General features: G+C 59.7%; 19 protein-coding genes. 7 read left to right on the top strand and 12 right to left on the bottom strand.

Features of this window, described 5'->3' with window-relative positions:
* Positions 1-25: 25 nt before the first annotated feature.
* From rpsU to DOU54_RS01270, 5 genes are all read left to right on the top strand, one after another.
* Complete coding sequence (gene rpsU, locus DOU54_RS01285; protein WP_006700627.1) at positions 26-262, top strand: 30S ribosomal protein S21; 237 nt, start codon at positions 26-28, stop codon at positions 260-262.
* A 35-nt stretch (positions 263-297) separates the two neighbouring features.
* Positions 298-513 (top strand): hypothetical protein, encoded by a 216-nt coding sequence (locus DOU54_RS01280; protein WP_004444958.1) that lies wholly within the window; start codon positions 298-300, stop codon positions 511-513.
* Positions 514-556: 43 nt separating this feature from the next.
* Positions 557-694, top strand: a complete 138-nt coding sequence (locus DOU54_RS27295) for a hypothetical protein (protein ID WP_004444959.1) — start codon at positions 557-559, stop codon at positions 692-694.
* A gap of 551 nt (positions 695-1,245) precedes the next feature.
* Positions 1,246-1,533, top strand: coding sequence for a hypothetical protein (locus tag DOU54_RS01275; protein ID WP_004444960.1), 288 nt, complete (start codon positions 1,246-1,248; stop codon positions 1,531-1,533).
* Between the two features lie 97 nt (positions 1,534-1,630).
* Positions 1,631-1,873, top strand: a complete 243-nt coding sequence (locus DOU54_RS01270) for a hypothetical protein (RefSeq protein WP_112554170.1) — start codon at positions 1,631-1,633, stop codon at positions 1,871-1,873.
* A gap of 22 nt (positions 1,874-1,895) precedes the next feature.
* On the opposite strand, the gene DOU54_RS01265 is transcribed toward DOU54_RS01270, so the two are convergent.
* The gene (locus tag DOU54_RS01265; protein ID WP_113730284.1) at positions 1,896-2,993 is read right to left on the bottom strand and encodes an acyltransferase family protein; all 1,098 of its coding nucleotides are present in this window, start codon (positions 2,991-2,993) and stop codon (positions 1,896-1,898) included.
* Between the two features lie 301 nt (positions 2,994-3,294).
* On the opposite strand from DOU54_RS01265, the gene DOU54_RS01260 reads away from it, so the two are divergent.
* Entirely contained in the window at positions 3,295-3,531 is a 237-nt protein-coding gene (locus DOU54_RS01260) for an acyl carrier protein (RefSeq protein ID WP_004444965.1), read from the top strand.
* Between the two features lie 104 nt (positions 3,532-3,635).
* Here the strand turns inward: DOU54_RS01260 and DOU54_RS01255 are convergent, their stop codons facing one another.
* From DOU54_RS01255 to DOU54_RS01230, 6 genes are all read right to left on the bottom strand, one after another.
* Positions 3,636-4,730, bottom strand: a complete 1,095-nt coding sequence (locus DOU54_RS01255; protein WP_113730283.1) for a glycoside hydrolase family 88/105 protein — start codon at positions 4,728-4,730, stop codon at positions 3,636-3,638.
* 8 nt (positions 4,731-4,738) lie between these two features.
* The gene (pglA, locus tag DOU54_RS01250; RefSeq protein WP_113730335.1) at positions 4,739-6,292 is read right to left on the bottom strand and encodes a polygalacturonase PglA; all 1,554 of its coding nucleotides are present in this window, start codon (positions 6,290-6,292) and stop codon (positions 4,739-4,741) included.
* Positions 6,293-6,406: 114 nt separating this feature from the next.
* Complete coding sequence (locus tag DOU54_RS01245) at positions 6,407-7,675, bottom strand: ABC transporter substrate-binding protein (protein WP_113730281.1); 1,269 nt, start codon at positions 7,673-7,675, stop codon at positions 6,407-6,409.
* Between the two features lie 43 nt (positions 7,676-7,718).
* Positions 7,719-8,819, bottom strand: coding sequence for an ABC transporter ATP-binding protein (locus DOU54_RS01240; RefSeq protein WP_113730279.1), 1,101 nt, complete (start codon positions 8,817-8,819; stop codon positions 7,719-7,721).
* Positions 8,820-8,821: 2 nt separating this feature from the next.
* Entirely contained in the window at positions 8,822-9,706 is an 885-nt protein-coding gene (locus DOU54_RS01235; protein WP_004444975.1) for a carbohydrate ABC transporter permease, read from the bottom strand.
* Positions 9,707-9,710: 4 nt separating this feature from the next.
* A complete protein-coding gene (locus DOU54_RS01230) occupies positions 9,711-10,592 on the bottom strand; it encodes a carbohydrate ABC transporter permease (RefSeq protein ID WP_004444977.1) in 882 nt (293 codons plus the stop codon).
* Positions 10,593-10,804: 212 nt separating this feature from the next.
* Here DOU54_RS01230 and DOU54_RS01225 point away from each other — a divergent pair, with 212 nt between their 5' ends.
* A complete protein-coding gene (locus tag DOU54_RS01225) occupies positions 10,805-11,731 on the top strand; it encodes a helix-turn-helix domain-containing protein (RefSeq protein WP_004444978.1) in 927 nt (308 codons plus the stop codon).
* A 29-nt stretch (positions 11,732-11,760) separates the two neighbouring features.
* Here DOU54_RS01225 and DOU54_RS01220 read toward each other — a convergent pair whose 3' ends face one another.
* The 5 genes from DOU54_RS01220 to DOU54_RS01200 all read right to left on the bottom strand — a co-directional run bounded on the left by DOU54_RS01220 (position 11,761) and on the right by DOU54_RS01200 (position 16,766).
* The gene (locus DOU54_RS01220) at positions 11,761-13,041 is read right to left on the bottom strand and encodes a TRAP transporter large permease (RefSeq protein WP_004444979.1); all 1,281 of its coding nucleotides are present in this window, start codon (positions 13,039-13,041) and stop codon (positions 11,761-11,763) included.
* Complete coding sequence (locus tag DOU54_RS01215; RefSeq protein ID WP_022562649.1) at positions 13,042-13,563, bottom strand: TRAP transporter small permease; 522 nt, start codon at positions 13,561-13,563, stop codon at positions 13,042-13,044.
* Positions 13,564-13,633: 70 nt separating this feature from the next.
* The gene (locus DOU54_RS01210; RefSeq protein ID WP_113730333.1) at positions 13,634-14,611 is read right to left on the bottom strand and encodes a TRAP transporter substrate-binding protein; all 978 of its coding nucleotides are present in this window, start codon (positions 14,609-14,611) and stop codon (positions 13,634-13,636) included.
* Positions 14,612-14,754: 143 nt separating this feature from the next.
* Entirely contained in the window at positions 14,755-15,633 is an 879-nt protein-coding gene (locus DOU54_RS01205) for a D-galactarolactone isomerase (RefSeq protein ID WP_113730277.1), read from the bottom strand.
* Positions 15,630-16,766 (bottom strand): D-galactarolactone cycloisomerase, encoded by a 1,137-nt coding sequence (locus DOU54_RS01200; protein WP_113730276.1) that lies wholly within the window; start codon positions 16,764-16,766, stop codon positions 15,630-15,632. The genes DOU54_RS01205 and DOU54_RS01200 overlap by 4 nt, the downstream gene beginning before the upstream one ends.
* Positions 16,767-16,781 lie beyond the last annotated feature (15 nt).

Genomic DNA, 16,781 nt, shown 5'->3' with positions numbered 1-16,781 from the left:
CATTGGCCGCTTAAAGGAGATAGTCTTGCAGGTACTCGTTAGAGACAACAATGTTGAACAGGCCCTTCGCGTCCTGAAAAAGAGAATGCAGCGTGAAGGCATTTTCCGCGAGATGCGCGCCCGCGAATCCTATGAAAAGCCGTCGGAAAAGCGTGTTCGCGAAGAAGCCGAAGCCGTACGCCGCCACCGCAAGCTGGAGAAAAAGAAGATGCAGCGCGAAGGGCTGCTGCCAGCGCCCAAAAAGGCCGCCCGTACCCGGTAAACGCCCTACACCGCACTTCCGCGAAGGAGACTGCCATGGCCGCCACGAAAGAAGTTTTTTTCAAGCCCGGTAAACTGTCCGCTCAGGACAAAGCATCATTGACCGACAGCGCGGCAAAGCAGATCATCAACGCCGAAGCCGACCAGCGCGCCCGCAAGACGGAACGCCTTCGCCAGCTTCGCGAGGCACAGGAAGCGGCGGTTGTCGCCGCCGATCCGGTGCCCGCAAAGAAACGATCCGGTAACAGATAGCGGGCGCTTTTACATCACCCGGTCAACGCAGGAGGACGACACCATGGCAAAGGGTCAGTTGCGCAGTAACAAGGAAATCCGCAAGCCGAAGAAGGACAAGACGAAAACACCCGCCGCGGCGCCAGCCGGTTCGCAGGTGAAGTTCGCAAACGCCACGACAGCGGATGGCAAGAAGAAGTAGGGCACGGTATCGGCGCGCAGGTCACGACGATAAATGTCTCGTCTGGGAGACCGGACTTGTTTTGGCCATATTGGTCTTCTATATATCTCCCATAGCAACTGCTGGTGAGCGCGAATGAATTCGTCGTTCGCAGTTGTTTTAGTCGCTTCAGACTTTTGACCACGGATGTACTGGCACTGGTGTTGAGAGCGATATGAGGAAGGTCGGTGCAATATTGCCCCGGCCTTTTTTGTTGCCGTGAGCAGCCGAAGATAAATATGCACGACTGCCGCCGACTGCGACGGAATTAACTTGCCTATTCCGCCCAATGGGCGCACCCTCCCAATCACTGAAAAGGGCGTTACCGCCGCTTTACGACGGCCGCTGAAGCCCTCGTCCTGCTCATGTCGTTGACCCGCAGGAACGATACGGACCCACACGACATGAATGTCCAAGGCGCGACGCTTTAATGGCACGGCCTGTCGCTCGGATGCACGGAAGCGGCGTCGCATGACATCCGCAGCGACGCGAGACACCACAGTTTTGGTGAACCCCATAGAAAGGAGGACGTGATGTCTTCCGCATATGAAAATTGCATCATTTCGTCACAGGACCTCAAGATGCTCCAGTCGGTGCTGGCAGACCTCGGTTATGACCGGCACACCATGGACGAGGAAGTCATGCTTTACAACAATGCCGCCCGAAAGGTGATCCAGCTGTTTCAGGGCGGGCTGACCGACCCTGCCGAGCTTTCGAAGGAAATGCGCTTTCTTTTTGGCGTTCATAAACATGATCGCAGTAAATCATGGAAACCGTTGCCACGTTACGCGATTCAGGGGCTGCCGCCTCTTTACCGATAACGGCGCTCTTCCATCCATGACGACAGGGAAACCAGGCCTTCAAAATCACCGATGAAAATAACGGCTTGGCAAATGATGTATATCAGGCAACACTGAAATGGATACCTCCGTGCGCGGATCAGGCGGCACGAAGGTGACGGATGGAACATGCGCGCTGAAGGCCGGGACAGGCCTCGACGTCAGCGGATTTCATACCGGCGAGTTTGCGTCTGCGTGGAGAGAGAGTATGACGTATGACTGGAGCGGCCGCAGAATGCGCCGCATGCGAGCGGCGAAACTGACGATCATCAGCCTTGTGGCCGCCTTTGTGCTGACCGCGCCTATCTTTGCCCACTACTGAATTTCAGGCCCGCTTGTTTCGACTAGATGGGCTGGCGGGTTTCTGCGCGTTTCCGCAGACGGTTTTTCACCCATTTCTGAACGGGCTGATCGTAACGGACCGTCAGCCACCATGAAATCCACGTCGTGCCGATGAGAAACAGGACGCCGGCTGGCAGGGCGATATTCTGCTGCGTGATGGACGGGACCAAAAACTCCGTCCATGCCAGAAGCGGAATATGCAGGACATAGACGGCGTAAGACGCCGTACCAAGAAACCCCGAAAGTGCGCTCACCATGGGGCCCGGCACCGTTCGGCTGGCCACGAACAGCAGCAGCGGCCAGAGGAGCAGGACGATTGCGAGGTCGAAGAAGGGCCGGACTTCGCGTGATACGGGCACGGCAAGGATAACACAGACGAGCACCAGACACAGCGCGGCCTGGACGGGCTTCAGCTCCGGCACACGGTTGCGGAACCGGTAAACCAGCACGCCGGCGAAAAACGAAAAGAATACCCGGCCCATGCCGGCATACATTTCATGCCAACGGAAACCGAGATGCAGCTTTCCAGACGCGGCGGCGGCCACCACCAGTACAATGGCGCTGGCAACAATGACGGCTGCGATCTGTTTCACCGTCGCCCGCACGCCCCAGCGGGCATAGACCACGTTCACCACCAGTTCGTTGAAAAGCGACCACGCCGGGCTGACGAGAAACAGCGCGCCATTGAGGGTCAACGTGAAAGGCGCCGGCAGAAAGAGAAGCCCCGTCACCAGCGCAAAGGCCAGTTCACCGGGATCGATGAGACGATGCAGATCGTCGATCGGCGTCGGCAGACCCAGCACATAAAGGCAGATGAAATAGGCCACCATCAACGCCAGTGCCAGCACATAAAGCGGATAAAGCCGGGCGAAGCGCGCCTTCATGAAAAAGCCGGGCGTGATAGCCCCGTCACGCAATCTGACGCCATAGGCGTGAGCCAGCACGAAGCCGCTGAGAGCAAAAAACAGATCAACGGCAAGATAGCTCGAGGCCGGATCCCTGCCGAAAAACTGCTCGGCATGGCGATGGACGATAAAGAGCGCAGCCACGCCCCTTATGCCGTCAAGCAAGATGAAGCGTTCCGGGGATGATGGGGCCATGGCGTTGATGCTCAATGAGATAGCGGCAATTGTTCAATGGAAACCAGCTTTACCGCGTCCCGGTTCTCCGCTTCCAGTCACAAACCGTTTAATCTTGCAGTCGCCGCGAATTTTTCCGGACATGGGGCCGAGGCCGGCACTCTTTCGCAGCGGAGAAAGGCGTGCTACGTCCGGATGTCATCGATGTTTCGACCCCGTGGCACAGCCGTGTTGTTCCTGCAAATGTGTGATTTTGCAAGAACAAGTTCCGGCAATGTCCATGGGGCAGGTTCGGCGACAACCACTCTCGCGGAGCCTTCTCATGCCCACAATTGCCGAACGTATCAGAAAAATCATCGTGGACCAGCTTGGCGCAGACCCTGCCGCCGTCGTGGACGATGCCAGTTTCGCCGACGATCTCGGTGCAGACTCTCTGGAAATAGTTCAGGTGGTCATGGAGATCGAAGAGGAATTCGGGGTGGAGATTCCTGATTCCGCCGCCAATACGATCCTGACCGTCGGCGACGCCATCCGCTTCATCGAAAAAAGCACGGCTTGATGGTGCAGCGCCAGAGGCGGGCCTGATCCGCTGATAGCGCCGCAACCGGGCCAAATTTCGGGGTGTCCCGCTCTAACTATCCTGCTCATCGAGGTGGTGGCACATCAGACCAGCAGGAGGTTTTCGGCAAAGGCCATCATCAGGGGACCCACTCCCTTGGCGTCATCGCTAACCACTGGCTCGGTCAGATAATATTCCGGCGAGCCGTCGCGATAATTGCCCTCGAAACCACCAAGTCCGGCGACGTGTACGATGCCGGCAAGACGAGTGACACCGTCTTCGCCCGCCAGAAGCCGGGTCTCCAGCAGAGCCGAAAACGCGCGACGACCTGCGGACAAAGCCGCTCCCGCCGCCTCTCCCTGCAACAGCCCAAGACGGACCGCACGCAGCAGCGCATAGGAGAACATTGCGGAGGCGGATGTCTCCTCGTAATTGCCCGCCAGATCCGGATTATCGAGAACCTGCATCCACAGACCGTTGCCTGTCTGGCGTGCGACGATCTCAGCCAGGAGGCGCCGTGTGCTCTGTCGCAATTCATTTGTCCGGCCATCATCCGGCAGGATCGTGAGCGCATCCACCAGCGCCATGGCCAGCCAGCCGACCGCACGGGCCCAGACGGCCGGCGATTTGCCGGTCTGCGGATCGGCCCAGCGCTGGGTGCGGCTTTCATCGTAGCCATGAACATAGAGCCCGCCGGTATCCGCCGTCAGGGCAAGTGCCGTTGAAAACTGCCTCAGCGCGTCGTCGATCAGTTCGGCCCCCCCCGTTGCCTGCGCATATTCAATCTGGAACGGAAGACCCATATAGAGACCGTCCAGCCAAACCTGATGCGGATAGCGTTTCTTGTGCCAGTAATTGCCGCAGGCGATGCGGGGATGGCTGCGTAGCTGCCCCGCCAGATGGTCCGCGGCAGCGAGATAACGTGGGTCGCCCGTTTCTTCCGAAAGGGGAAAGAGGATACGGCCGGCAAGAATATGGTCGATATTATATTCCTGCGGATCGTAACCGGCGAGCGCGCCGTCGGTCGCTATCTGCACATCGGCGAGCCGGTGCAGATGGTCGCTCCAGCGCGCCTCTCCGGTGGCCTCGGACAGCTGCTGCAGGCCGCGGTAGATGCATCCATCCTCATAACACCAGCTGCCGCCCTTGTAATGCCTATAACGACTGCAGAATTGCTCAAAATATTCAGTGGCTTTCATGGATTTTCTCAATCGCGATCTGAAACAGTGGAAATGGAAGCGTCGCTCAGCATGGCAGGATCGTCGCAGACTATATGTGTCTGCTCGACAACAATCGCCTCATGGCGCATGGGACGAACCCGGTCGGCCATGATGGGAGGTGCGGCGATGGCCGATGGATCGCGCGAGACGATGGTGAGATTGCGGATGGCGACATTGCGGATGGGTGCTTCGGGAAGGCCGAGAAAGACACCCGCAGCATGGGCGAGATTGCGTATTTCGACATCTTCCACGGTAATTCCATCGATGAATGGCGTGCCCTTGTCGATCGGCGCCGGCTGCCGCGACTGTACCCGCTCGTCATGTCCATCAGCATCGCAATGATAGTGTGCATTGGCGGAAAGCGCGGTTTGCACGCCGTCCAGCAGCACCCGGCGCATGGCGATATTGCTGACGATGCCACCCCGTCCGCGCCGCGTCTTGAGGCGCAGGCCGCGATCCGTGCCGACCATGTCGCAATCCTCCACAGACACGTCATGCACGCCGCCGGACATTTCCGAGCCGATCACCAGCCCGCCATGGCCGCGCTCCATCAGACAATGGCGCACACGAATGCCACGGGTTTCCGCGAGATGATCGTCCTCGCCATCCGGGCCGCGCTTTCCTGCCTTTACGGCGATGCAATCGTCTCCGACCGAAAAACGAACGCCCGATATCGTGACGTTGCGGCAGCTTTCAGGATTGAAACCATCGGTGTTCGGGCTGTCATGCGGCGCGTTGATGGTGAGGCCGGCAGCGATCAAGTCTTCGCAGCCCTGCGGATGGATTGTCCATGAGGCGGCGTTTTTTATCGTAAAGCCGAGAAGCTGGATTTTGCGGCAGGAAACGAGATGCAGGCCGCGCGGCCGCCGCGCGCCGTCGCGGGTTTCTTTTGGCCAGCTCCACCAGTCACCCCTGTCGCCCGAACCATCGAGAACGCCCCTGCCCTCAATGATGAGATTATCTGTCCCGATGGCATGAACCGGCGCGGCGAAACAGGCATCCGGCAGGCCTTCCCAGCTGCCGAGCATATGGCCCGCATCATCGCGTGCCGGCAGGATCGGCCAGGCTTTACGGCTCGAAGGGGCGCGCAGCACGGCTCCCTCGGCAAGATGGAAGGTCATGTTGCTTCTGAGGCGGACAGGGAAGGACGTCCAGAGACCGGCCGCAAGCCGCAATGTGCCACCATGCGGCACCGCAGCCACCGCCCTTTCCAGCGCCTCGGCATTGGCACGCGCGCCCTCTTCATCATCGAGCGCGACATCCGGCGTCAGGGAGAACGCCGCAGCCTCCACAAGCCCGGCGCAAGGGCTGGTTCTGAACTCCAGCGCTGCGAACCCCTCGGCCTCGAACAGATAGCAGGTATCCGGTAAGAGATCATGCAGCAGCGTCACCACGGTCGCAGTTTCGCCGCGCCGCTCGTCGCCTTCCGTCGACGACAAACGCCACTCCGTCCTCGCCGGAAGGAAATGGCGAGCGCCGGGTGCGGCGAGGCAAAGCGCTGCCGTTCGCGCTGAAGACGCGATGATAAGAGGTTCGTTCATGTTCATTTCCCGTCTTTCGTCCCTATCCGGCCAGGCCCTGGCGGACATGCCTCGCATGTTCCGGCAGCCGGTCAGTGAGCCCGCCGCCACGGACGCGGCGGCGGGCGATTGCCGTCAATCGAACTTCGCCAGAACATCATTGGTGGAATCGACGATCTGCTCGGCCGCATCCTCCGCCGTCAGCTGGCCATAGGCATATTCTTCCAGCGTATCGATGAAGGCCGAGCGGATTTCCGGATGTTCGTTGAAGGGCGATACCACCGGCCCGGATGCGGCCATGACGATGGCATTGGCGGCTCGCACTTCCGGCTCGCCCTTGTCGCCCAGACGTGCAGCCGCAGCCTTGGATGCCGGCAACCCACGCGAGGTGCCGAGTGCGTCGATACCCTCAGGCTCGTTCAGCAGGCAGTTCAGTATCTGCGCCGCTGCTTCCGGGTTCTTCGAGTTTTTAGAGATCGAGAACACCATTGAAGGCTTGCGATAGACCCCCTCGGTCACCGCGTCTGCAAGCTTCAGCATCGGCACGGGTTTCAGAACCTGCCCCTGCTTCAGGGGATCGGCATATTTTGAATAGGTCGAATCCCATTCATAGGAGCCGGCAATGCGGCCTTCAGACCAGGACGGCTTTTCATAAAGATTGACATTGCCATCGGCCGCTTCCTCTTTCTGGGAGCGGATGGATCCGGTTTCGACCAGCTTGCCGACAAAGGAAATGCCCTCGGCCAGTTCCTCCGGCGTCCAGGCCACGCGGTTGGTCTTGGGATCGACCAGATCCTTGCCGGTTTTCTGCACAACGGCCAGCGTCACCAGAAGCTGGGCGGTCTCCTTGACGGCGTTGAAGGTATAATAGTCCTTGCCGAGCTTTTCCTTGATGGTCTTCGTCGCCGCGAAGAACTCATCCCAGGTCTTCGGAATTTCGACACCCGCCTTTTCGAAGGTCGTGGCATTGAAGAAGAAGACGCGGCCGGTGGTGGAAACGGAAAGCCCCTGCAGCACGCCGTTCATCGACCCCGCCTCCAGATCGCTCTCGGCCCATTGGGAAAGATCGAGCGGCTTCAGCTGGCGCAGATCGGCAAAACCTTCGCCATTCTTGGAAAACAGCGGCAGCCACGGCCAGTTGACCTGAACGATATCAGCTTCCGTCTTGCCCGCCATCTGGGTGGTGAGCTTTTCGAGATAACCGTCGAAACCGGTGAACTCGCCCTTGATCGTGTGGCCGTATTTCTCGCCACAGGCGGCAATCGCTTTCTGGGTGGCGACATGGCGGCTCTCGCCGCCCCACCATGACATGCGCAGTTCCGCGGCACCTGCCGCAGGAGCGGTCGCCATCGCCACATAAGCGGCACCGGCAAGCATCGCCATCATTCTGGTCATCATCTTCATTGTTCTTCTCCTCCTCGAAAAATCAGGCACGCCCGTCCGCTCCTCACAGCGAAACGTTGCGCCCATCAGCCTTGTCGAAAATATGCAGCTTCTCCGGGTCCGGCTTCAGCCGCAGAAGACCATCGCGGCCGAGCGCCTCGAATTCCGCCGCGCCAACGACGCTGACGACCTTCTGGCCGCCGAGATCGGCGTGCAGATAGACCTCGTGGCCCATGAATTCCGCATTGGTGAGTTTCGCCTGCAGCGCCGAACCATCGGTCGCCTCCGCCAATGAGAAATGCTGCGGACGGATGCCGATGACGGCGTCCGTGGGTCTCGCCGATAGTCGCTGTTCCAGATGCGCGCCGATCGGCAGGCGCTGACCGGCGATCACGAATTCAGTACCCTCGATTGCCACATCCACGAGGTTCATTTCCGGCGTGCCGATGAAGCCGGCGACGAAGAGATTGGCGGGATGGTTGTAAAGCTCCTTCGGCGTCGCGACCTGCATGATGCGACCTGCCTGCATGACGCAGATGCGGTCACCCATGGTCATGGCCTCCGTCTGGTCATGGGTGACGTAGATAACGGTCGATGACAGGCCTTCCGCTTTCAACTGCCGGTGCAGATCGGTAATGCGAACCCGCATCGAAGCACGAAGCTTGGCGTCGAGATTGGACAGCGGCTCGTCAAACAAAAACACACCCGGTTTCTTGATGAGCGCACGGCCGAGCGCCACACGCTGCGCCTGCCCGCCGGAAAGTTGCTTCGGCAGACGGTCGAGCAGCGGCTCGATCTCCAGAATGCGCGCGACATTGTCGATGGCCTTCTCGATCTCCGGCTTGGCGACACCGGCGATCTTCAGGCCGAAGGCGAGATTGCCGCGCACCTTCATATGCGGATAAAGCGCATAGTTCTGGAACACCATGGCAATGGAGCGCTTGCCGGGCGGCAGATCGTTGACGCGCTGATCGCCGATCAGGATTTCACCACCGGTGATTTCCTCCAGCCCCGCCACCATGCGCAGCGTCGTGGATTTGGCGCAGCCCGAAGGGCCGACGAACACCATGAACTCGCCATCCTCGACGTCGAGATTGATGCCGTGCACCGCCTTGAAGCTGCCGCCATAGACTTTTTCGAGATTTTTAAGTTGAACGCTTGCCATTTTCAGCCCTTGACCCCGCCAGACGAGATCCCTTCAATGAAATACCGTTGCGCCGCGAAGAACACGATCAGCGCAGGCGCGATCGTCAGCACCGACATCGCCAGGATGCGGTTCCATTCAAAGGCTTCGGTAGTGTCGATGGAGAGTTTGAGCGCCAGGCTCACCGGATATTTGTCGACCGAGGACAGGTAGATCAGCGGCCCGAGAAAGTCGTTCATCGTCCACATGAACTGGAACAGGCAGACCGAGATCAGCGCCGGCGCCAGCATCGGCACGACGATGTAGACCAGTGTCTGCAGGCTGTTGGCGCCGTCCACCCGGGCGGCCTCTTCCATGTCCGAGGGCAGCGAGCGCAGGAACTGTACCAGCATGAAGACAAAGAAGGCATCACCGGCGAAAGCCGAGGGCACCCAGAGCGGCAGGAAACTGTCCAGCCAGCCGAGATCCCGAAACAGGATATATTGCGGAATGCGGGTGACGACATTGGGCAGCAGCAGAATGGCGATGACCGAGCCGAACAGGATCTTCTTCAGCGGAAAATCGAAGCGGGCAAAGGCATAGGCCGCCATGGTGCAGGAAATCGCCGTGCCGATGACCTTCGGCAGGATGATCAGGAACGAGTTCCAGAAGAACCGGCCGAAGGTGTAGGGCGTCGAGGTTTCCCAGCCGCGGATATAGCCATCCAGCGTCGGGTTTTCCGGGATGAAACCGGCACCGGAGAAGATTTCCGAATTGGTCTTGAAGCTTGCGCCCACCAGCCAGATCAGCGGGTAGAGCATGACGAGTCCGACCGCGAAGAGAAGCACGTAGCGGACCGAGGTGGAAAGCAGCCTGAGCCGCGCCCGGCGGGCCGCCTGCATGTCGTTTAGGGTTGCGATATCGGTCATGGCATCAGTTCCGCTTGTCGCCGGCGTAATAGACCCACTTCTTCGAGGACCAGAAGGCCACGAGGGTCAGCACGGTGATGATGGTGAAGAGCACCCAGGCGATTGCAGAGGCATAGCCCATGTTGAACTTCTTGAAGGCCTCGTCGTAGATATAAAGAGGCAGGAGATAGGTGGACTTCAGCGGCCCGCCCTGGGTGATGATGTAAGGGCCGTTGAACTCCTGGAATGCCTGCACCATCTGCATGATGAGGTTGAAAAAGATCACCGGCGTCAGAAGCGGCAGGGTGATGAAGAAGAAGGTCCTCACCTTGCCGGCACCATCGATGGCGGCCGCTTCGTAAAGCGATTTGTCGATGGATTGCAGGGCCGCAAGGAAGATCACCATGGCCGAACCGAACTGCCAGCAGCGCAGCAGCGTGATGGTGAAAAGCGCATTGCCCGGATCTCCGAACCAGTCCACCGGCGACAGTCCCACGGCGGCAAGCGCCATATTGGCAAGGCCTTCGCTGGCGAAGATATAGCGCCACAGAACCGCAATCGCGATCGAGCCGCCGAGGATGGACGGCACGTAAAAGGCGGTGCGGAAAAAGTTGATGAATTGCAGCTTGTAATTGAGTATTGCCGCGATGAACAGCGCGAAGGCAAGCTTCAGCGGCACCGTCAGAAACACGTAGAACAGGGTGACGTTCAGGGATTTCATGAAGGTGCGGTCGCGGGTGAACAGCCGCTCGTAATTGGCAAGCCCTGCCCAGCTGGGATCGCTCATCAAGTCGTAACGGGTGAAACTGAGATAGAGCGAGCCAAGAAACGGAATGGCCGTGAAGACCAAAAGCCCGATGATGTAAGGCGTCAGATATCCCAGCCCCAGGAAGCGCTGAGATTTCATGATGCTCCTCCCCGCGTCCCGGCGGAACGCGACTGACAGAATACAATTTCGTACAAGTGATTCTCCCGGAACGGCCAGCGGCGGGCGCAATAAAGCGTATTTCCTCGCCGCGACCGATCTCCTCCCTCATTGATACGGCGCGTAAAAGCAATTTATGCGGTGACAAAACCAAATTTCAGCGCCAAGGTGAATTAACAAAGACGAGGAAAAAGATGGACGAAATCGAAGGTGGCATTCTGTCATCCGTTCCGCCTGCGGCGCTCAACCTCAACCTGACGCGCGCGACGATCAAAATGGAGCATTCGCGCACCTGGCAGATCGACAAATCCAATCCGGTGGACGATCTCATCATCTGCCTGGAGGGGCGCGGGCACTATCTCGTTGATGGCGAAGCAAGGGTACTGGAGCCCGGTGACGCCATGCTTATTTTCCGAGGGCAACGCTTTGTGGGGTGGAACGAGCAGGCCGTGACCTATCGCGGCGTGGCGCAGCATTTCACGCTCGATATTTACGGCCGCCACAACCTGATCGCGCAGATGGACCTGAAACCGAAACTGCGGCTGAGCCGCTGGTCGCTTCTGGAGCCGCTGGTGCGCCACTACCGGCAGAGCGCGCCTCCTTCCTCCGTCACTCTGGGTCAACATCATCTCTTCATGGTGCTTCTGATCGCCTTCATCGATGACGCGTTTCTGGGTTGGGTCGACCGCCCGAGTTTTCAGCCGGAGGGTACGGAAGGCCTCGACCTTGCGGTGATGAAGGCGATCACGATGATTTCCGCCAATCCGTTGGACCCCGACATTGCCGGGCGGGCCACCGATGCGGCGCCCTATAATCGCGATTATTTCCTGCGGGAATTCCAGAAGCGGGTGGGACGGACGCCGCGCAAATATCAGGAGTTCAAACGCATGGAACGCGCCATGCATTTTCTCGAGGCCGGACTTTCGGTCTCGGCAGCGGCGGCCGAGGTGGGTTATGGCGACCCCTATTATTTCTCGCGCATGTTCAAGCGGACATTGGGATTAAGCCCGCGTGACCATATGAACCGGATACGCCGCAGCCGGCACGGCAACCTGATGGCATTTGACGAGCATGAGCAGCAAAGGCTGCTTGCCGACGAGACGGAAAAGGCCCCGGCATAACGGGGCCTCCTCGTTTGAAAGCGCTGGAATTACCGGAACAGTGACGGCAACCACAGGGATAGTGACGGAATATAGGTGACAGCAAGCAGCACGGCGATGCTGGCGCCGAAGAACGGCCAGATCGTCCGCATTGCCTCCCGTATCGATATGCCGCCCACCGCGCAGCCGACGAAGAGCACCGTTCCGACCGGCGGCGTATTGAGACCGATGCCGGCGTTCAGGATCATCACCACGCCGAAATGCACGGGGTCGATGCCGAAGGCCTTTACGACAGGCAGAAGCACCGGCGTGGAAATGATGACCATCGGCGCCATGTCCATGAAGGTGCCGAGCAGCAGCAGGATGATGTTGATGACAAGCAGCACGATGATCGGGTTGTCCGAAATCGCGCTGATTGCGGCAATCATCAACGTCTGCACCTGCAGAAAGGCCATCAGCCAGCCGAAGGACGCCGCCGTGCCGATGACCAGCAGCACCATGGCCGTGGTGCGGACAGCACCCATCACCGCTTCCACGAAGCCGTCCCAGTTGAGTTCGCGATAGACCAGCATGGCGACGAGGAAGGCATAGAGCACGGCGATGCAGGAACTCTCCGTCGCGGTGAAGATGCCCGAACGCACGCCGCCGAAGATGATGCCGATCAGCAGGATGCCGGGGAAAGACGCCAGCAGATAATACATCAGCTTCGAGAAACCGGGGAACGGCTCGGACGGATAGCCCTTGCGCCGGGCGACGATATAGGCCGTCACCATCAGCGCTGCGGCAAGCAACAGGCCCGGAATGATACCGGCGGTGAAGAGATCTGCCACAGAAACATTGCCGCCCGCCGCGATCGAATAGAGGATCATGTTGTGCGAGGGCGGGATCATCAGCGCAATGATGGCGGCGTTGACGGTGACATTGACGGCGTAATCCCTGTCGTAACCGCGTTTTGCCATCTGCGGGATCATCAGCCCGCCCACCGCAGAGGCATCGGCCACGGCCGAGCCGGAAATGCCGCCGAAAAGTGTCGAAGCCACGATGTTGACCTGACCGAGACCGCCGCGCAGGTGCCCCACGAGGCCTGCCGCGAAGCGGATGAGGCGGTGGGCGATGCCGCCGCGCACCATCAGGTCACCGGCGAAGATGAAGAACGGTATCGCCATCATCGCGAAGACATTCATGCCGGAATTCATCTGCTGGAACACCACGATGGGCGGCAGGCCGAGATAAAGAACCGTGGCGAAGGACGCGATGCCGAGGCAGAACGCGATCGGCGTTCCGATCAGCATCAGCAGGGTGAACACCCCGAAGAGAATGGTGTAAGCCATTTATGCGGCCTCCTGCACGATCACGTCTGCAGCGATTTCCTCGCCGATGGAAAGATCGACGAAACGTTCGGCAGCAAACAGCGCGATAAGGAAACCGCCGCCGATCAGCGGAAAGAAATCCGTCCCGCCCGGCCAGCCGAGAACCGGGATCGTCGCCGTCCATGTCCCCATGGCAAGCGAGGTGCCATACCAGGCCATGCCGGCACCGAAGAAGAAGATCAGCGCAAGGCTTGTCAGGTCCATGCCCTTCTGCACGCGCGGCGGCATCATGTAGCGCAGAATATCGAGCCCCAGATGCACGCTCTCGCGCACGCCGACGGCGGCGCCGAGCATGATGAACCACGACATGAGATGCAGCGACAGCGGCTCAGACCAGCTGGGTGAATCGTTGAGAATATACCGCGCAAAGACCTGCCAGCCGACGATAAGCGTCATGGCGATCATGCCGATACCGGCAATATAAAGGGACGCGTGGCTAAGCGCGCCGAGAAAAGGGCGGATGGCCCGCATGAAGTGTCGCATTGTCTGTTCCTTCCGCATCAACGGCGACAAAAGAAAACCGGCCCTGTTTCCAAGGCCGGTTTCCCACGCGTTACTTGACCGCTTTCACCCGTTCCAGAAGGTCCTTCATCTTCGGATCGGTGACGAACTTGTCGTAGACCGGACCCATCGCGGCGGCGAATTCCTCCTTGTTGACCTTGATGACATTGACCCCGCCGGCCCCGACCTTTTCTTCCGATGCCTTTTCGCGGGCGCTCCACAGTTCGCGCATCTTGCCGACCGAATCCTTGGCCGCCTGGCGCAGCAGCGTCTGGTCTTCCGGGGAGAGCTTGTCCCAGGAGATCTTCGAAATGACGAGGATTTCCGGGTTCAGAGAATGTTCGGTCAGAGAATAGTTCTTTGCCACCTCATAATGACGGGCGGATTCGTAGGATGGCCAGTTGTTTTCGGCACCGTCGACGACACCGGTTTCAAGTGAGGAATAGACCTCGCCCATCGGCATCGGCGTCGGGTTGGCGCCGAAGGCCTGCATCATCGAAATCCACAGGTCCGACTGCTGGACACGGATTTTGAGCCCCTTCAGATCCGCCAGCTTTTCGATGGGCTTTTTGGTGGTGTAGAAGGATCGGGCGCCGGAATCGTAAAAGGCGAGACCGACGAGACCGTGCGGTTCGAAAGCAGCCAGAACCTCATCACCAATCGGACCGTCGACCGTATTGTGCATGTGCTCCGTCGAGCGGAACAGGAAAGGCAGACCAAGAACGGTGGTTTCCTTGACCAGATTGTTGAAAGGCGCGGCATTGACGCGGTTCATGTCGATGACGCCGAAGCGGGTCTGCTCGATGGTGTCCTTTTCACCGCCAAGAACGGAATTGTTCATGACCTGTATCTTGATACGGCCATTGGTCCGCTCGGCCAGAAGCTCGCCCATATATTTCACGGCTTCGACCGTGGGATAACCGTCCGGATGAATATCGGCCGAACGCAGGGTGATTTCCTGCGCCATGGCGGAAACGCCTGACAGCGCGATCCCCATCGCGACGCACATCATGCTTGCAATCTTTTTCATGCTTTCCTCCTCCATTGTTGAAACGGCCCAGCCCCTCCAAGGCTTGTCGGGCCGATTTTTCACGCCCATCCGGGCCGGCATGCAAAGACCTTTCATGTGAAAAGGATGATGGGGCCTCCCTTCCCCAACCATCCCGGATGAAATTAGGCCGCCTTGACCGGCGACAGCTTGAACAGCTCTTCGGGGTTTTCCACCAGCGCCCGACGGCGCGCGCTATCGTCCGGCAGCCAGCCGAGTGTGAGTTCCGCAAGACGGGCATCATCAGGGTATACCGCTGTTTCGCGCACGGAATTATGCGGCCAGTTGGTGCCCCAGACGATGCGTTCCGGCGCATGGGCGGCTATCACCCGCGAAAAGGCGGCGACATCCTCGTACGGCCAGCTTTCGCGGGAGCTTTCATAAACGCCGGCGAATTTGAACCACAGATTGCCGCCGTCGATGAGTTTCAGAAGCGCCGCCATTTCCGGCCCATCGGTTTTGATGCCCTTGAAGAACTTGCCGTGATGATCGAACACCCAGCGCGAGCGGATTTTCTGAAGACGCGGCAGATGGTCGAGAAGACCGTTTCCGTCGAACTGTACCGCCACCATCCAGTCGGCCGCATGCGCCCGCTCGTCCACCGCTTCCAGTTCGGAAAGGTTCACCGCGCCACCCGGCAGATCCATGATACGCGCGCCGACCGCACCCGCGGCGGCAAGCTTCTCCATGTCCTTTTCGCTCGTGGTGGCATCGATGATGACGACCGCGCACGCCGCCTCGCCCATCTCGGCAACACAGGCCAGCGTATTGCCATTGTCTCGCTGATGGGCGTTACCCTGCGTGATGATGACCCGGTCTATGCCGAGCCATTGCATGAGGCGACGATAATCCTCCGGTCCCGGCAGGGCGCCCGGCGGAAGGCCGGGGCCACCCGGCAAGGCGGGATATCCGGGCAGATACATGTGCATCTGCGTATCGACCGCGCCTTTCGGGAAAGCGGGTCTCGGCGCGGTGCCGCTCAGCTTTCTGACGAGTTCACTCATGGGTCTGGCATCCTGAATTCAACGAGTGCATCCCGGTTGATCTCAATGCCGAGACCGGGACCATCGGGAATGGCGACGATACCGTTCACCGCTTCGAGAGGTTCACTGAGAACCGCCTGACGGAACGGATTATGGGTGCGGTCAAATTCCATGATCGGTTCGATGGGATTGACCCGCACCGGATCAGGCGTCATCGCCGCCATGAATTGCAGCGCGGCTGCGATCTGTACGCCGGTGCCCCAGACATGCGGCACGATGCGCACGCCGTGCAGCGTGGCAAGCGTGGCAATCTTCTGCGTTTCCGAAAAGCCGCCGCATCCGCAGAGATCGGGCTGGAGAATATCCACGGCACCGGCGGAAAGCGCCTGCCACATGCCGTGACGCCCGTGCCAGGTCTCGCCGCCCGCAACCGGGATCGGCTGCCCTGCCCGTACACGCTGATAGGCATCGAGCTGTTCGGGAACCACCGGCTCCTCGAACCAGTCGATGCCATAGTCGGCGGCGCGGTTGCCAAGCGTGACGGCTTCGGCGACCGTATAACCGTGATTGGCATCGATCATCAGCCGCATGTCAGGCCCGATCGCCTCTCGAACCGCGGCTATGACCCTGAGGTCCTCCTCGATGCCGAAGCCGATCTTGATCTTGCAGGCGTGGAAGCCGTCAGCGCGGCGCTCCGCCATTTCGGACGCATTGTCTGAAACGCGGTCGACACCATCACGCTTGAAGCTGCCGGTGGCATAGGCGCGTACGCTCTCGCGCCAGCGCCCGCCGAGCAGCATCGAGATGGAAGCACCGTAATGCTTGCCCTTGATGTCCCACAACGCGATATCGATGCCGGACAGGGCCGTAAGACTGAGGCCGCGCTGGCCCTGATCGCGCAGGGCATTATAAAGCACGGCCCAGATTTTTTCGGTCTGGCGAGGGTCCTGGCCGATGAGCCAGCCGGAATAAGCCTGGACCACGGCGGCGTTCGGCCGCGCCGGGCCGAGGCATTCGCCCCAGCCGACGGTCCCGTCGTCGCATTCGATTTCCACCAGAACATGGGCCCGCCGGTCGAAACGCATGGAGGCGCTTTCGAACGGCGTGTCCAGACGATGTTCGAGCAGATGCGTGCGCACTGCCGTGATTTTCATGGCTCCCCTCCCGTT

Source organism: Agrobacterium sp. MS2 (genome assembly GCF_003261015.1).
Lineage (GTDB): Bacteria > Pseudomonadota > Alphaproteobacteria > Rhizobiales > Rhizobiaceae > Agrobacterium > Agrobacterium pusense.
The sequence above is the reverse complement of the archived record's forward strand: the minus strand, read 5'-3'. Positions and strand labels throughout refer to the sequence as shown.

Excerpts from the sequence above, each read along its gene's own strand:
- DOU54_RS01200 (WP_113730276.1), bottom strand. The coding sequence starts at position 16,766 with ATGAAAATCACGGCAGTGCGCACGCATCTGCTCGAACATCGTCTGGAC.
- pglA (WP_113730335.1), bottom strand. The coding sequence starts at position 6,292 with ATGAACGAACCTCTTATCATCGCGTCTTCAGCGCGAACGGCAGCGCTT.
- DOU54_RS01220 (WP_004444979.1), bottom strand. The coding sequence starts at position 13,041 with ATGGCTTACACCATTCTCTTCGGGGTGTTCACCCTGCTGATGCTGATC.
- DOU54_RS01245 (WP_113730281.1), bottom strand. The coding sequence starts at position 7,675 with ATGAAGATGATGACCAGAATGATGGCGATGCTTGCCGGTGCCGCTTAT.
- DOU54_RS01280 (WP_004444958.1), top strand. The coding sequence starts at position 298 with ATGGCCGCCACGAAAGAAGTTTTTTTCAAGCCCGGTAAACTGTCCGCT.
- DOU54_RS01265 (WP_113730284.1), bottom strand. The coding sequence starts at position 2,993 with ATGGCCCCATCATCCCCGGAACGCTTCATCTTGCTTGACGGCATAAGG.
- DOU54_RS01240 (WP_113730279.1), bottom strand. The coding sequence starts at position 8,819 with ATGGCAAGCGTTCAACTTAAAAATCTCGAAAAAGTCTATGGCGGCAGC.
- DOU54_RS01230 (WP_004444977.1), bottom strand. The coding sequence starts at position 10,592 with ATGAAATCTCAGCGCTTCCTGGGGCTGGGATATCTGACGCCTTACATC.
- DOU54_RS01270 (WP_112554170.1), top strand. The coding sequence starts at position 1,631 with ATGGATACCTCCGTGCGCGGATCAGGCGGCACGAAGGTGACGGATGGA.
- DOU54_RS01225 (WP_004444978.1), top strand. The coding sequence starts at position 10,805 with ATGGACGAAATCGAAGGTGGCATTCTGTCATCCGTTCCGCCTGCGGCG.
- DOU54_RS27295 (WP_004444959.1), top strand. The coding sequence starts at position 557 with ATGGCAAAGGGTCAGTTGCGCAGTAACAAGGAAATCCGCAAGCCGAAG.
- DOU54_RS01260 (WP_004444965.1), top strand. The coding sequence starts at position 3,295 with ATGCCCACAATTGCCGAACGTATCAGAAAAATCATCGTGGACCAGCTT.
- DOU54_RS01235 (WP_004444975.1), bottom strand. The coding sequence starts at position 9,706 with ATGACCGATATCGCAACCCTAAACGACATGCAGGCGGCCCGCCGGGCG.
- DOU54_RS01215 (WP_022562649.1), bottom strand. The coding sequence starts at position 13,563 with ATGCGACACTTCATGCGGGCCATCCGCCCTTTTCTCGGCGCGCTTAGC.
- DOU54_RS01275 (WP_004444960.1), top strand. The coding sequence starts at position 1,246 with ATGTCTTCCGCATATGAAAATTGCATCATTTCGTCACAGGACCTCAAG.
- DOU54_RS01210 (WP_113730333.1), bottom strand. The coding sequence starts at position 14,611 with ATGAAAAAGATTGCAAGCATGATGTGCGTCGCGATGGGGATCGCGCTG.
- DOU54_RS01205 (WP_113730277.1), bottom strand. The coding sequence starts at position 15,633 with ATGAGTGAACTCGTCAGAAAGCTGAGCGGCACCGCGCCGAGACCCGCT.
- DOU54_RS01255 (WP_113730283.1), bottom strand. The coding sequence starts at position 4,730 with ATGAAAGCCACTGAATATTTTGAGCAATTCTGCAGTCGTTATAGGCAT.